Raw genomic sequence first — 13,396 nt, forward strand, 5'->3', positions numbered from 1 at the left:
TTCTCCCTCATGTCATTTGATGACGTTTACCTGCATTCTATCATCCAGCTTGGCTTCATAGGCACGGATGGTCTTAGCATATTTCAACGTGTCCAGAGTGTCATCGCTGCCGCGGATCAGGGCGGATCGGGTCGCATCATCCATCTGGAACGGCACGATCAACTCGCCCACCGTTATCTCGCGACGCTCGATATCAATCGAGATCTCGGCTCCGCATTCCTTGCTGGCCAAGTTCATAAGTTCATCCCTTGCGTCAGGAGACACAATGGGCAGAGCCAGCCCATTCTTGCGGGCATTATCAAAAAAGATCCCCGCAAACCCGGTGCCGATGCAAGCCGCAATCCCTAGTTGCCGCATGCCCCAGACCGCGTGTTCGCGGCTGGAGCCACAGCCGAAATTATCTCCGACAATCAGGATTGTGGCCTGGGACCATGGTGTCTTGTTCAGAACAAAGTCGGGGCGGATTTCACCTGCCTCGTCAAAGCGCAAATCCGCGAATGTGCCGTCGGCAAGCCCTTCACGGGTGATCGTGATCAGAAAACGTTTGGGCATGATCACGTCGGTATCGACATTGGCCAGCGGAAGGGGTGCGGCCAGACCCGAGATCGTTTTTGGCATCTAATTGGCCTCCAATTGACAGTTGCGCACGTCGGTCAGGTGACCTGCAACGGCAGCAGCGGCCACCATGGCCGGGCTCATCAAATGCGTGCGCGCACCGCGCCCTTGACGACCCTCAAAGTTGCGATTGGTCGAGGACGCAATGCGTTCTCCATCCATGGCGATATCGTCATTCATTGCCAGACACATGGAACAGCCGCTTTCGGGTCGCCAATCGAAGCCTGCTTCGATGAACACAGTGTCGAGCCCTTCCGCCTCGGCTTGAAGTCGTGTCAGAGCGGACCCCGGAACAACAATGGCGTTGACGCCCTTGGCGACTTTGCGTCCTTTCAGGACAAGGGCCGCATCACGCAGATCCTCAATCCGGCTGTTGGTACAGGAACCGATGAATGCCCCATCAATCGGGATGTCCTGCACCGATTGCCCGGCTGTCAGACCCATATAGTCCAACGCCCGTTCCAGCGCCGCTTTGGCTTTCGGAGTGAACAGGCTGCTGGCATGTGGAACGTGACCCGTTATGGAGACCGATTGATCGGGGCTGGTGCCCCAACTGACCAATGGTGCAATCTCACCGGCGTCGATCCTGACAAGGGTGTCGAATTCTGCGCCGGGGTCTGAAACCCATTCCTCACCGTCGAAGTGCAGCATCTCACTGTGAGGGCGACCAGCGGCCATGCGAAAGGCCTTGTCATCCGCTGCAATCAGTGCGGCGCGTCCTCCAAGTTCCACGGCCATGTTGCAGATTGTCATGCGACCCGACATCGATTGCGCCCTGATGGCGGAGCCAGCAAATTCCACGGCATAGCCATTGGCTCCGCCGGCACCGATGACCTGCACCACTTTCATGATGATGTCTTTGGCGGTTACGCCGGTGGCAAGATCGCCCTCAATCTCGACCAGCATCGTCTTCAAACGCTTGTAGCGTAGGGTTTGGGTTGCCAGCACGTGCTCAACCTCGGATGTGCCGATGCCGAAGCCAAGTGCACCATACGCTCCGTAGGTCGTGGTATGGCTGTCCCCGCAGGCAATCAACATGCCCGGCACAACAAGTCCCTGTTCGGGCACCACGACATGCTCGATACCCTGTCGCCGGTCACCAAGACCGTAAAAGGCGATGCCGTGTTTGGTGCAGTTTGCCTCCAGATTGTCGATCAGCAATTTTGATGCAGCATCATGCGGTTCCCTGCTTCGGGTCGCATTCACATGGTCGACCACCGCCAGATGCGCCTCGGGACGCCAGACGCTCAACTGCTTTGTATCAAGTCCTGAAAAGGCCTGCGGGCTGGTATATTCGTTCATGATGTGGAAATCGACATAGATCAGCATGTCGCCGTCTGGCAGATCACAAACCTTATGAGCGTCGACCAGTTTGTCATAGAGTGTCCGGCTCATTCTGCGGCCTCCGCGTGGATTGGGTTGCGGGAAAAGAAACCGACCATACGTGCGGCGATTTCATCCGGAATTTCTTCGGCCATATAGTGCGTTGCGTCGAGCGCATCACCCTCGACCCGCTCGGCACGCTGATACCAGAGATCAAGAGCATCAAAGCAGGTCTCGATCACGCCGCGTTTCGCCCAAAGAGCAAGGAGGGGCATGGTGAGTTTTCGCCCCTTGTCAGCATTGTCATGTTCGATATCTATGCTTGCGGCGGCGCGGTAATCTTCGCAGCTTGCGTGAATGACCTCCGGCTCTTGGAAGGCCTTCAGATATTCCTTCAAGGCCTCGGAGGAAAAGGGGTTCTCACCACGGGCCTGATTGAAGCATTTCAGCTTCCAGAATTCCTCGGGATCAGAAGCAATCATTTTTTCCGGCAGCGGCTGCTGCTGGGTCAGGAAGAACCAGTGCCAATAGGCGTGCGCGAATTCGGCATTTGTCCCGGCATACATCTCGCGGGTCGGTGCAATGTCGAGCAAGACCATGGCACTGACGTGATCAGCATGATCAAGGCCCATACGATGCGCCACCCGCGCTCCGCGGTCATGAGCGCCAACGAGAAATCTTTCATGTCCCAAACGTTGCATGACCGCGACAATGTCATTGGCCATGGCACGTTTCGAGTAGGGCTGATGAAATGGGTCGGACGCTGGTTTGTCCGAGCGACCATAACCACGCAAATCCGGACAGACGACCTGATATGATCGCGCCAATATCGGTGCCACACCGTGCCACATCGCAGACGTCTGCGGGTATCCATGCAACAACACGATCGGTGGCGCACCATCCGGTCCCGCACGGCGGATGAACAAGGTCGCACCGTCTCCTTCGACCCGCTCTTCCACGAATTCCTGAAACATTTTCGACTCCTGAAGGAAATCAGATTTTCTTCATTATCTCAGATCAAATCAGAATAACTAATCGGGAAAACTGATCAATAATGGCGACTAATCCTGTCGGAGATCCCAATTAATATCCGGTGTCATAAAGCGCTGTTGGGGAGGAACCAGAGGCGCGAAACAGAAAACCGGAGGACATCATGAAATTTCTGCTCAGAGCGACCCTGACCTTGTCTATGGCATTGGGTGCCACATCTGCGTTTGCTGCGTGCGATGAGGGCGAGACCGTCATCAAGTTCAGCCATGTCACCAATACCGACAAACATCCTAAAGGCATCGCCGCCACGTTGCTTGCCAAGCGGGTCAACGAAGAAATGAATGGCAAGGCCTGCATGGAGATCTTCCCGAATTCGACGCTCTATGATGACAACAAGGTCCTTGAGGCGTTGCTTCAGGGCGACGTGCAGCTCGCAGCCCCGTCACTGTCGAAATTCGAGAAATTCACCAAACAGTTCCGCATCTTCGATCTGCCTTTCATGTTCAAGGACATCGTCGCTGTTGATGCCTTCCAGGCATCCGACGCCGGCCAGACCCTTCTCGACAGCATGCAGCGTCGTGGCATTCAGGGATTGGCGTTCTGGCACAACGGAATGAAGCAGATGTCTGCCAATGTGCCGTTGATATCGCCTGCGGATGCCAATGGGCTGAAATTCCGCGTCATGTCGTCTGACGTTTTGGTGGCACAGATGAAGGCGATTGGGGGTGCCCCGCAGAAAATGGCCTTCTCCGAAGTATATGGAGCACTCCAGCAAGGTGTGGTCGACGGGCAGGAAAATGTCTGGTCCAATATCTACGGCAAGAAGTTTTTTGAAGTCCAGGACGGCATCACCGAGACCAACCATGGAGTTCTCGATTATCTGGTCGTGACCAGCGTTGATTGGCTTGACAGCCTGGATGCAGATGTCCGTGACCCGTTCCTGAAGATCCTGAACGAAGTTACCGAGCTTCGCAATGCCGAGTCCTTTGCGGTCAATCAGGCCAATCGGCAGGCCATAATTGACGCTGGTGGCAAAGTGCGCACACTGACGCCCGAGGAGCGGCAGGCTTGGGTCGATGTCATGAAACCAGTCTGGGACCAATTCTCTGATGATGTTGGCCAGGACATGATCAAGGCTGCGCAGTCCTTCAACTCCGGAAACTGAACTCAAACCGTTGAGGGCGGGTTTTCCGTCCCCAACGTTCAATGGGAGGGCAAGGGATGGATCACACAAGATCATTCACGGACCGAATTGAAGAGACATTGATCGCAGGTATCCTTGGGGTCATGACGCTGATCACATTTGCCAATGTGGTGATGCGTTATGGCTCCAGTCAGAACATCCTCTGGGCGTTGGAGCTGACGGTCTTCTTGTTCGGCTGGCTCGTGCTTCTCGGAGCATCCTACGCGGTCAAGAAAGGCGCTCACCTGGGCGTCGACATCGTCGTCAATATGCTGCCCCCGAAACCGCGCCGCACAATGGGGCTCGTTGCGGTGGCTGTGTGCATCGCCTTCAGTTTTCTGATGCTGAAAGGGGCATGGGATTATTGGGCCAATTTCGCCAATCTCCCGGGCACGGAGGGGCGCTGGTTCCCCCTCGGTTTTGAAGAGAAATACCGCGACAAGGGATGGTACGAGGTCAATGACATCCCGCATCCCGTCATACTGTCCTGGATGGAGACCGTGTTCAACGAGGGCGAGGAATATGAGAAAATACCGCGCTTGTTGCCCTATGTTGTTCTGCCTTTATCGATGGCGCTGATGCTGTTCCGCTTCCTGCAAGCCGGATGGTCACTATGGATCGGCAAAAGTGATCGGGTCGTCGCCAGCCACGAAGTTGAAGACGAAATCCAGGAAGTTCGCGAGCAGTTCGGGGAGGAAGCCTGATGGACGTCGCATTGTTATTCGCCATGGTTGTGGGTCTGTTGTTGATCGGCGTCCCGATCGCGGTTGCGCTGGGCATGTCGTCGGTCCTCTTTCTGCTATGGTTCTCTGACAGTTCATTGGCCTCGGTAGCACAGACCCTGTTTGGTGCTTTTGAGGGTCATTATACCTTGCTGGCCATTCCATTCTTCATCCTGGCCTCGTCCTTCATGACGACCGGAGGGGTTGCACAACGGATCATCCGGTTTTCAATCGCTTGTGTCGGGCATCTTCCCGGTGGGTTGGCAATTGCCGGTGTCTTTGCCTGCATGCTGTTCGCCGCTCTATCGGGGTCTTCTCCGGCAACTGTGGTGGCAATTGGAACCATCGTCATCGGCGGCATGCGTCAGGTGGGTTATTCCAAGGATTTTGCTGCTGGCGTCATCTGCAACGCCGGCACGTTGGGGATCCTGATCCCGCCTTCAATCGTCATGGTGGTCTATGCGGCATCTGTCGAAGTATCCGTTGGCCGGATGTTTCTGGCCGGTGTCATTCCGGGTCTGCTGGCCGGGATAATGCTGATGACCGCCATCTATATCATGGCCAAGGTCAAGAACCTGCCCAAAGGAGAGTGGCAGGGTTGGGCAGAGATCCTTGCATCGGGACGCGAAGCCGGTTGGGGCCTGTTCCTGATCGTCATCATCCTTGGCGGCATTTACGGCGGAATATTTACCCCGACCGAAGCGGCGGCCGTGGCTGCGGTTTATGCATTCTTCATAGCGTGCTTCGTTTACAAGGATATGGGCCCCTTGGTCGAAAAGCAGCCGAGCAATCTCTCCGCTGCTGCAGCGGTTGGGGTCGCTGGCAGCGTTCCGTTGCGCCATCGCCCCTGGGCCATTGTGACCGCATTCTTCCACCGGGATACGCAGCACACTCTGTTCGAGGCGGGCAAGTTGACAGTGACCTTGTTGTTTGTGATCGCCAATGCGCTGATCCTCAAACATGTCCTGACCGATGAGCAGATTCCACAGCATGTGGCAAACGCAATGCTGTCGGCTGGCTTCGGACCGGTCATGTTTCTGATTGTCGTCAACGTCATCCTGTTGATCGGCGGGCAGTTCATGGAGCCGTCAGGATTGCTTGTGATCGTGGCTCCGCTCGTCTTTCCAATTGCCATTGAACTGGGCATTGACCCGATCCATCTGGGCATCATCATGGTGGTGAACATGGAGATCGGCATGATCACACCACCTGTCGGGTTGAACTTGTTCGTGACCTCTGGAGTGGCAGGGATGCCAATGATGCGGGTCGTACGCGCCGCCCTGCCATTCCTCGGTGTGCTTTTCGTCTTCCTGATCCTGGTGACCTATGTGCCCTGGATCTCGACATTCTTGCCCAACACCTTCATGGGCCCCGAGATCATTACGAAATAGGCATCACGCTCTAACAGATGCGGCGTCTAAAAAGGCGCCGCCTCTCTTTGCCAATCCTCACACCTTCAGATTTCCTGTTCTCACTACATCGGCTTTGCTGAATAACGCCAGTGTCCTGCCATAAACGACAACAGCGTTTTTCCGCACAAACACCTATCGGAACCAGTGTGGTGAAATTGAAACAGGTATCATTCATCTGCAAGTTCGTTTGCCTATTTCAATTCCGAAAACCACGCACACTTTTCGGGAATAGGCTCTAACCGCAGCATTGAACAAAATGGAAAGTGGGAGACAAGAGCCCCAACCCTGACAAGAAGGCCACGGAATTGCGCGGCCCGCCGCTGGTAGCGGCGAACCTTGCTTTGTTAAGCTGGAACAATAACACCAGGTAGATCATTCACAAACATGGTGTCATTCGGCTGAAAATGAATGACCGACCGGATTGATTTGCCCGCATGCAGAAGGTCAAAGGCAGTGTTGATCTGCTCATGGGCCATATTGTGGGTGATATAGGGGTCTACGTCGAAATCACCACGCAACCATTCATCCACCATACCCGGCAACTGGCTGCGTCCAAGAACACCACCAAAAGCGGAACCACGCCAGACACGGCCTGTTACCAGTTGGAAAGGACGTGTGGCAATCTCCTCGCCTGCACCAGCCACGCCAATCACGGTACATTCACCCCAGCCCTTATGACAGCATTCCAGTGCCGAACGCATCACGCTGACATTGCCGATACACTCGAAGGAATAGTCGACACCTCCGTTGGTCATTTCGATGATGACATCATGAATCTGCTGAGAGAAATCAGCGGGGTTGATGCAATCGGTCGCCCCCAGACTTTGGGCAAGCTGGAACTTGTTGGGGTTGGTATCAATCCCTATGATGCGGCCTGCCCCGGCCATCTTGGCACCTTGGATAACAGCCATACCAACCGCACCAAGACCAAAGACTGCAACAGTCGAACCCTGCTCGACTTTGGCGGTGTTACGCACCGCACCAATTCCTGTGGGAACGGCACACCCCATGACACTGGCTTTCGCCAATGGCGCATCCTTCGAGATCTTGGCAACCGCAATCTCAGGCAGCACGGTATATTCGCTGAAGGTCGATGTACCCATATAGTGATGGATCATCTTGCCCTTATAGGAAAACCGCGAGGTTCCATCGGGCATCACCCCCTGACCTTGGGTCTTGCGGATGGTTTGGCAAAGATTGGTCTTGCCGGATTTGATATAGGGGCATTCGGGATCTTCAGGCGTGTAGAGCGGGATCACATGGTCACCTGGCACGACCGAGGTCACACCATGACCAACATCCTCGACCACGCCGACACCTTCGTGACCCAGAACTGCCGGAAACAATCCCTCCGGGTCACGACCCGATAGGGTAAACATGTCGGTGTGGCACAAGCTGGTCGTCACGATACGTACCAGAACCTCGCCTTCTTTGGGGCCCTCCAGATCGATTTCCTCAATTTCCAGAGGCCGATTGGGTTCCCAAGCGATGGCTGCACGGGTCTTCATAACAGTGCTCCTTCTTCAATTTTCTGATATGTAATGTTATATCGTATCAAAATCACATCGAAGGCTGCCGATCAGGCATATCTGGCCATTCGACACATCAACCCGGCCCAAGAGGACAGACATATGAACCGGACGTCTCGCCCTATGTCAGAACAAAATCGATCCGTGGCGCTGGTAGTCTATCCGGGCTTCAAGGCGCTTGAGGCAATCGGCGTGCTGGCGGTGTTGAGTTATGCCGGACAGCATCTGTGTAGCGGCGAGCTGAATGGTGGTTATCAGGTGACAATCATGGCACCTGAGCCTGGTGCCGTATGCTCGGATACATTGATGTCTCTCGAAGCCAGTACGGCATTGCCGGACAATATTCCATTGGATACGGTATTTATCGTCGGCGCCCAGGACATCGAAACTGTGCTGACACGGGAGGCGGAACTGGTCGATTGGTGCAGACGCAGAGCTTTCGAGGCCAAGCGGTTCACCGCGCTTTGTACCGGCAGTTTCATCCTTGCAGCAGCAGGACTGCTCGATGGCCGCAAAGCAGCTACCCATTGGAAGTATGCAGATCGCTTACAAACACTTTTCCCGGAGATTGATGTTGATGCCGATGCTATCTTTCTACAGGATGGATCCCTATGGACGTCAGCCGGCGTCACGGCGGCGATAGATCTGGCTCTGGCCTTTGTAGAGCAGGATTTCGGCCGCGATATTGCATTGCGGGTTGCCCGCGACATGGTCATGTATCTCAAACGACCGGGCGGGCAGTCACAGTTCAGTACCATGTTGACCGGGCAGATGAGCGGCTCTTCCGGCATGCGCGATATCCAGACCTGGCTGAGCATGCATTTCAATCAGCCGATGACACTGGACAACATGGCCGCACAGGCCAAGATGAGTGTGCGCAGCTTCACACGTGCTTTTGCAACCGAGCTTGGGGTGACACCTATGGCCTATCTCGAAGGACTGCGCTGCGATCGGGCCAAGGCACTGCTTTTGGATACCGATCTGCCGATGAAAAATGTGGCTTTCAGATCGGGTTTCAGCTCTGACGAGCAGATGCGCAAAGTATTTCGCCGACGCTTCTCGCTTTCGCCGCGCGATTATAGAGCACGGTTCAAGACGGCAGCAGAGGCAGCAAGTTGAGGGTCGGAACAACCATCCTGGGATATGATGGAGGCGCTCTTCCTGAATGACAAACCGTTTCACAGGCAATCTTGGGCACTCTGCAATGCCTATCCCATTCGTAATACTAAATTGTCAGGAAACAATGCGAGATGTTTGCAGGCCCAATATTGCATGACCAGTTGCTGAGATTTGAATGAATAAGAACACACGACTTCATTCTAAGGTATTTTGAATGATACATTGATCACCTATTAGGAACTGGTCATCAACCAAAAGCTGACCCTCGCTGCATTCTGTAGAAAGAACAACATGATTTCCACCAATGGCCCCGTCTAAGGGCTTGGTTCAAGGCTTTTAAATCAGGCTCTAACGCCTGCCAATTTCACCAAACGAGGTTGGTATATCATATGTCAACTTTGCGGACCAAGTAGCAGTCACCCAGTAAGCGGGATGGAATAACACCAGAGAAGGAGATTAAAGTGATGCTCACTCATGCTTGCCCAATTCTACCAAGCACTAATTTTAAAGCGACGAAAAAGTTCTACAACAATTTAGGGTTTGAGTTTGGGTCTGAATATCCCGAACAAGGATACTTGATCCTTCATCGAAATAATATTGAGCTACATTTTTTCAAATCCCCTCAACATGTTGCAGAAACATCAGATCATGGTGTTTTTATCAGGACTGAAGACGTTGACAGTCTTTCCAAAGAGTATTCGGCTCTAAATTTACCGGCTGATGGTATCCCGCGATTCACACAGGCCGAGAACAAACCTTGGGGGGTTTGTGAGTTGGCAGTCGTCGACACGGATGGCAACCTACTTCGTATAGGCCAAATCATGGATACTTGATATTGTAGATATCAGCTCAAAGCAGCCATTCATTGGCAATGCTGGTTCGGAAATTGCTACCAATATCGCGATCTTTGCCGAGCAACAACGACAAACAAAATACACCTCGCATCCCGCTCAGCAAGACGCGAGGGTTCCTTTACAAAAACGGGTGTCTTTCACAAGCTGGTCCCCTGTTGCATGTGAAAGACACCCGATGCCAAGTGACGGCTTGAGATCGTAGCATGCAGGCTATTGCACCAGACACCAGATAGCCGTGATCGCCAATCCGATATTGCATAGCAAGCCAACGACAAAGACCAGTGTTCTGGGGCCACCGGCAGGCTTGCCGGTCCCTGCATAATACAGCCCCCAAAACACGATCCGAGCGGCAAAATATCCCCCTGCCAACCAATTCACCAGCATTGGCGAGGCGCCGGCAATGATGGCCACAAGCAACGCCCACCCGAACGCAGGAAACGTCTCGGCAGAATTCGAATAGGTTCTCAGCACACGAAAGCTCAGCTTGGAATGATCAAACCGCACTGGCAGGCCCGGTACTTGTTCCTCATTGATGAATGCAAGCGGTGCAGTCGCAAAATTCTGGATCAGTGTGATCAGGGAAAGTCCGGCAAGCACAAGAAAAGAAAAACGATAGGCGCCGAGATAGGGCAGCACTTCAAAAATCGAATCCATTTTTTCCAACCCAATCTACATTTCCAGATCCAACGCCTCGGCGATCTCGATGGTCCCGGTACCACTCAGATGAGGACAACCTTTGGCAAGGGCAATTGCCTCCTCCATGCTATTGGCTTGAAGAACCGTCATGCCGGACGCCGGATTGGCACCACCATGATCTTCCACCCCATTCGCGCTGATGGTTTTGGACGGCCCAACTGGAAGCCCCGGATCGACAACAGCATCGCCCATACCGGCATTCCAGGCTTTCCAGGCTGCCATATGTTTTGCCCCGTCCTCAGGGCTCTGAATGTCAGGTTTTCCGTGATAGATGAGCAGAAATTTTGGCATGATCCATCTCCTTTTGGTGTGATCAGACCCTAGTCATACCAAGCATCTATTTATGTTAAAGAACATATTATGGAGAATAACCACGGCAACCTTGGGCCAGAAATAGTGAGTGGTGCTTTAAAAACCGGGAGCCAGCTCAAACTCATTGTCTTTCGCAGCGGGCACAAGTGAAACATCGGCAGATAGCTGATGCATGGCAATCAGGTTGGCATTTACCAGATCATTTTCTTCTGCCCGTTTTTGCGCTTGTTCCTGCGACAAGCCATTGGCAAGCCAACGATCAATCAGGCGTTCTCTGAGCATTGAAGTGGAGACTTCAAGCCGGATGGCAAAGTCCCAGCAAGGGGATAATTCACGCCAGAGCGGAGCATCATAAAGAAGATAATTCCCTTCGATGATCAAGATTTCACAATCATCGCGAACCTGACCTGCCCCCGCTATGGCAATATCACGCGCCCTGTCAAAGAGCGGAAAGATGACATCCGCTTCATCGGACAACCGCGATACCAGAGACAGCAACCCGCGAGCATCAAAAGTATCAGGAGACCCCTTTCGATGCATCAGGCCACGTTCCATCAAAAGCCTGTTGTCCAGATGAAACCCGTCCATCGGAACAACCTGCGCCTTGCGATCAAAGGTTGCCAGCGCTTCCACCAGCTTGGTCGCCAAAGTGGACTTGCCACTCGCAGGTGGTCCCACCAATGCCACCAACCGGCGACGGCCAGCCCGGGGCGCAGATTGAATTTGCTCAAGCAATGCCCTCGGAATTCCGTGTATCATGCTGCTCATACTGCCTCGATGGGTGGCTCCTTGGCGCCGGTCATGAACGCCACTGCATCAGACATGGTATAATCCTTCGGATCGATAACACACAACCGCTTGCCAAGCCTGTGAATGTGAATGCGATCAGCCAATTCGAACACATGCGGCATATTATGACTGATCAGGATAATCGGAATGCCGCGCGCACGGACATCCTTGATCAGTTCCAGAACACGCCTGCTTTCCTTGACGCCAAGAGCTGCCGTTGGTTCATCCATGATGATGAATTTGGATGCAAAGGCCGCAGCCCGGGCAACAGCCACACCCTGACGCTGGCCACCCGAGAGGGTTTCCACCGCCTGATTGATCGATTGAACCGTCATCAGACCAAGTTCGGTCAGCTTGTCGCGCGCAAATCGTTCCATCGCCTTCTTGTCCAAAAGCCGAAACCAGTCTCCAAGAATGCCCTTCCTGCGAATTTCACGGCCAACAAACATGTTATCGGCGATGGAAAGGGCCGGTGACAATGCCAGCGTCTGGTGGACAATTTCAATGCCCCGTTCCCGCGCCTCGATGGGGGAAGAGAATCTGATCGGTTCGCCATCAATCAGAATCTCTCCCGCATCGGGTTGAACCGCACCACAAATCGCCTTCACGATGGAGGATTTGCCAGCCCCATTATCACCGATGACCGCCAGAATTTCGCCGGGCATGAGCTCGAAGTCGGAATGATCTATGGCTGTGACATGGCCGTAATGCTTCACAATGCCCCGGCCCTGTACGACAGGCGTTACATCTGATGTCATGCTGAAACCCTCCTGATCCACTGATCTATCGCAACTGCAATGATGATGAGCCAGCCAATGGCAAAGACCTGCCAAAGCACGTCAACGCCAGCAAGACGCAGACCAGACTGAAAAACACCCACGATCAAGGCGCCGAACAAGGCACCCATGATGGAACCACGTCCTCCAAAAAGCGAAATACCGCCAATAACCACCGCAGTGATGGATTGCAGATTGCCTTCGTAGAAACTTTGCGGAGAAATGGAACCGACCCGCCCGATTGATGCCCAGCCGGCAATGGCGCAAACAAGCCCAGCAAGCATATATACGGAGACAAGTGTGCGGTCGGTGCGGATACCCGCAAGGTCGGCTGCTTCCTTGTCATCGCCAATTGCATAAACATGGCGACCCCAGGCCGTCTTGTTGAGCATGTACCACAGCACAATGAAGACCACGATCATCAGGATCGAGCCAAGCGTGATCCGGGCGCCGCCAAACGAAAAGGCAGTTCCGAAAAACTTAAGCAATGGCGCGTTTGCATCAATATCCTGACTGCGGATCGACTGAGCCCCTGATAGCCACAAATTCAGCGCAAAGAAGATCGACCAGGTACCGAGTGTCGTGATGAAAGGCGGCAACTTTATTTTGGTGATCAGAAGACCGTTCATCAGGCCCGCCGCTGCGCCGCCAGCAAACCCGACCAGCAACGCAATGCCCGATGGCACCCCCATATTGACGGCCAGATTGCCCATGATGACCGACATCAGCACCATGATTGCCGCAACCGACAGATCAATTCCCGCCGTGATGATGATCAGGCTCTGCCCGGCGGCCAGGATACCGATGATCGACACCTGCTGCATGATCAGACTGAGATTGAATGCAGAGAAAAATCGCTCACCGGCAATCAGGCCGAAAACGGCCAGACTGATCCCGAGAACGATAACCGGAACAAGGGTCGGATTGTTGTGCAACACATGTTGAACACCATCCAGCGGAGAACGATAACTGGTTTCGAACTCCGCCACCTTGGTATCGCTTCGATCCAATGAGCGCTCAAAGTCCTGCCCGGATTGTAATTGACTTGTCACTGAGGCCTCCCTTGCCGCTGCCGC

At 53.8% G+C, this 13,396-nt stretch carries 14 protein-coding genes; 5 read left to right on the forward strand and 9 right to left on the reverse strand.

Annotated elements, in window-relative coordinates:
- Positions 1-12: 12 nt before the first annotated feature.
- Genes leuD through CRO57_RS13065 form a run of 3 tightly spaced genes read right to left on the reverse strand, consistent with a single transcriptional unit; the run spans position 13 to position 2,912 of the window.
- Entirely contained in the window at positions 13-618 is a 606-nt protein-coding gene (gene leuD, locus CRO57_RS13055) for a 3-isopropylmalate dehydratase small subunit (protein ID WP_097153874.1), read from the reverse strand.
- Entirely contained in the window at positions 619-2,010 is a 1,392-nt protein-coding gene (gene leuC, locus CRO57_RS13060; RefSeq protein WP_097153875.1) for a 3-isopropylmalate dehydratase large subunit, read from the reverse strand.
- Positions 2,007-2,912, reverse strand: a complete 906-nt coding sequence (locus CRO57_RS13065; protein ID WP_097153876.1) for an alpha/beta fold hydrolase — start codon at positions 2,910-2,912, stop codon at positions 2,007-2,009. Before CRO57_RS13065 ends, leuC begins: the two co-directional genes overlap by 4 nt.
- Before the next feature lie 179 nt (positions 2,913-3,091).
- On the opposite strand from CRO57_RS13065, the gene CRO57_RS13070 reads away from it, so the two are divergent.
- The 3 genes from CRO57_RS13070 to CRO57_RS13080 are packed head-to-tail and all read left to right on the forward strand — an operon-like array spanning position 3,092 to position 6,224.
- The gene (locus CRO57_RS13070; protein ID WP_097153877.1) at positions 3,092-4,093 is read left to right on the forward strand and encodes a TRAP transporter substrate-binding protein; all 1,002 of its coding nucleotides are present in this window, start codon (positions 3,092-3,094) and stop codon (positions 4,091-4,093) included.
- Positions 4,094-4,149: 56 nt separating this feature from the next.
- Positions 4,150-4,815: a TRAP transporter small permease gene (locus CRO57_RS13075; protein ID WP_097153878.1), complete on the forward strand. Its 666-nt coding sequence runs from the start codon at positions 4,150-4,152 to the stop codon at positions 4,813-4,815.
- Positions 4,815-6,224: a TRAP transporter large permease gene (locus tag CRO57_RS13080; RefSeq protein ID WP_097153879.1), complete on the forward strand. Its 1,410-nt coding sequence runs from the start codon at positions 4,815-4,817 to the stop codon at positions 6,222-6,224. Before CRO57_RS13075 ends, CRO57_RS13080 begins: the two co-directional genes overlap by 1 nt.
- A 365-nt stretch (positions 6,225-6,589) precedes the next feature.
- Here the strand turns inward: CRO57_RS13080 and CRO57_RS13085 are convergent, their stop codons facing one another.
- Positions 6,590-7,753, reverse strand: coding sequence for an S-(hydroxymethyl)glutathione dehydrogenase/class III alcohol dehydrogenase (locus tag CRO57_RS13085; protein WP_097153880.1), 1,164 nt, complete (start codon positions 7,751-7,753; stop codon positions 6,590-6,592).
- A gap of 123 nt (positions 7,754-7,876) precedes the next feature.
- Between CRO57_RS13085 and CRO57_RS13090 the strand changes: the two genes are divergently transcribed.
- The gene (locus CRO57_RS13090) at positions 7,877-8,893 is read left to right on the forward strand and encodes a GlxA family transcriptional regulator (RefSeq protein WP_170956089.1); all 1,017 of its coding nucleotides are present in this window, start codon (positions 7,877-7,879) and stop codon (positions 8,891-8,893) included.
- Positions 8,894-9,357: 464 nt separating this feature from the next.
- Entirely contained in the window at positions 9,358-9,726 is a 369-nt protein-coding gene (locus CRO57_RS13095; RefSeq protein ID WP_097153881.1) for a bleomycin resistance protein, read from the forward strand.
- 231 nt (positions 9,727-9,957) lie between these two features.
- Here CRO57_RS13095 and CRO57_RS13100 read toward each other — a convergent pair whose 3' ends face one another.
- The 5 genes from CRO57_RS13100 to CRO57_RS13120 all read right to left on the reverse strand — a co-directional run bounded on the left by CRO57_RS13100 (position 9,958) and on the right by CRO57_RS13120 (position 13,372).
- Positions 9,958-10,401: an MAPEG family protein gene (locus CRO57_RS13100; protein ID WP_097153882.1), complete on the reverse strand. Its 444-nt coding sequence runs from the start codon at positions 10,399-10,401 to the stop codon at positions 9,958-9,960.
- Between the two features lie 15 nt (positions 10,402-10,416).
- The gene (locus tag CRO57_RS13105) at positions 10,417-10,734 is read right to left on the reverse strand and encodes a YciI family protein (protein WP_097153883.1); all 318 of its coding nucleotides are present in this window, start codon (positions 10,732-10,734) and stop codon (positions 10,417-10,419) included.
- Between the two features lie 117 nt (positions 10,735-10,851).
- The gene (locus CRO57_RS13110) at positions 10,852-11,523 is read right to left on the reverse strand and encodes a nucleoside/nucleotide kinase family protein (protein ID WP_210200862.1); all 672 of its coding nucleotides are present in this window, start codon (positions 11,521-11,523) and stop codon (positions 10,852-10,854) included.
- Complete coding sequence (locus CRO57_RS13115) at positions 11,520-12,302, reverse strand: ATP-binding cassette domain-containing protein (protein WP_097153884.1); 783 nt, start codon at positions 12,300-12,302, stop codon at positions 11,520-11,522. Before CRO57_RS13115 ends, CRO57_RS13110 begins: the two co-directional genes overlap by 4 nt.
- Positions 12,299-13,372 (reverse strand): ABC transporter permease, encoded by a 1,074-nt coding sequence (locus CRO57_RS13120; RefSeq protein ID WP_097153885.1) that lies wholly within the window; start codon positions 13,370-13,372, stop codon positions 12,299-12,301. The genes CRO57_RS13115 and CRO57_RS13120 overlap by 4 nt, the downstream gene beginning before the upstream one ends.
- Positions 13,373-13,396 lie beyond the last annotated feature (24 nt).

Origin of the sequence: Cohaesibacter gelatinilyticus, assembly GCF_900215605.1 — a bacterium.
GTDB classification, from domain to species: domain Bacteria; phylum Pseudomonadota; class Alphaproteobacteria; order Rhizobiales; family Cohaesibacteraceae; genus Cohaesibacter; species Cohaesibacter gelatinilyticus.

Excerpts from the sequence above, each read along its gene's own strand:
- leuD (WP_097153874.1), bottom strand. The coding sequence starts at position 618 with ATGCCAAAAACGATCTCGGGTCTGGCCGCACCCCTTCCGCTGGCCAAT.
- leuC (WP_097153875.1), bottom strand. The coding sequence starts at position 2,010 with ATGAGCCGGACACTCTATGACAAACTGGTCGACGCTCATAAGGTTTGT.
- CRO57_RS13065 (WP_097153876.1), bottom strand. The coding sequence starts at position 2,912 with ATGTTTCAGGAATTCGTGGAAGAGCGGGTCGAAGGAGACGGTGCGACC.
- CRO57_RS13070 (WP_097153877.1), top strand. The coding sequence starts at position 3,092 with ATGAAATTTCTGCTCAGAGCGACCCTGACCTTGTCTATGGCATTGGGT.
- CRO57_RS13075 (WP_097153878.1), top strand. The coding sequence starts at position 4,150 with ATGGATCACACAAGATCATTCACGGACCGAATTGAAGAGACATTGATC.
- CRO57_RS13080 (WP_097153879.1), top strand. The coding sequence starts at position 4,815 with ATGGACGTCGCATTGTTATTCGCCATGGTTGTGGGTCTGTTGTTGATC.
- CRO57_RS13085 (WP_097153880.1), bottom strand. The coding sequence starts at position 7,753 with ATGAAGACCCGTGCAGCCATCGCTTGGGAACCCAATCGGCCTCTGGAA.
- CRO57_RS13090 (WP_170956089.1), top strand. The coding sequence starts at position 7,877 with ATGAACCGGACGTCTCGCCCTATGTCAGAACAAAATCGATCCGTGGCG.
- CRO57_RS13095 (WP_097153881.1), top strand. The coding sequence starts at position 9,358 with ATGCTCACTCATGCTTGCCCAATTCTACCAAGCACTAATTTTAAAGCG.
- CRO57_RS13100 (WP_097153882.1), bottom strand. The coding sequence starts at position 10,401 with ATGGATTCGATTTTTGAAGTGCTGCCCTATCTCGGCGCCTATCGTTTT.
- CRO57_RS13105 (WP_097153883.1), bottom strand. The coding sequence starts at position 10,734 with ATGCCAAAATTTCTGCTCATCTATCACGGAAAACCTGACATTCAGAGC.
- CRO57_RS13110 (WP_210200862.1), bottom strand. The coding sequence starts at position 11,523 with ATGAGCAGCATGATACACGGAATTCCGAGGGCATTGCTTGAGCAAATT.
- CRO57_RS13115 (WP_097153884.1), bottom strand. The coding sequence starts at position 12,302 with ATGACATCAGATGTAACGCCTGTCGTACAGGGCCGGGGCATTGTGAAG.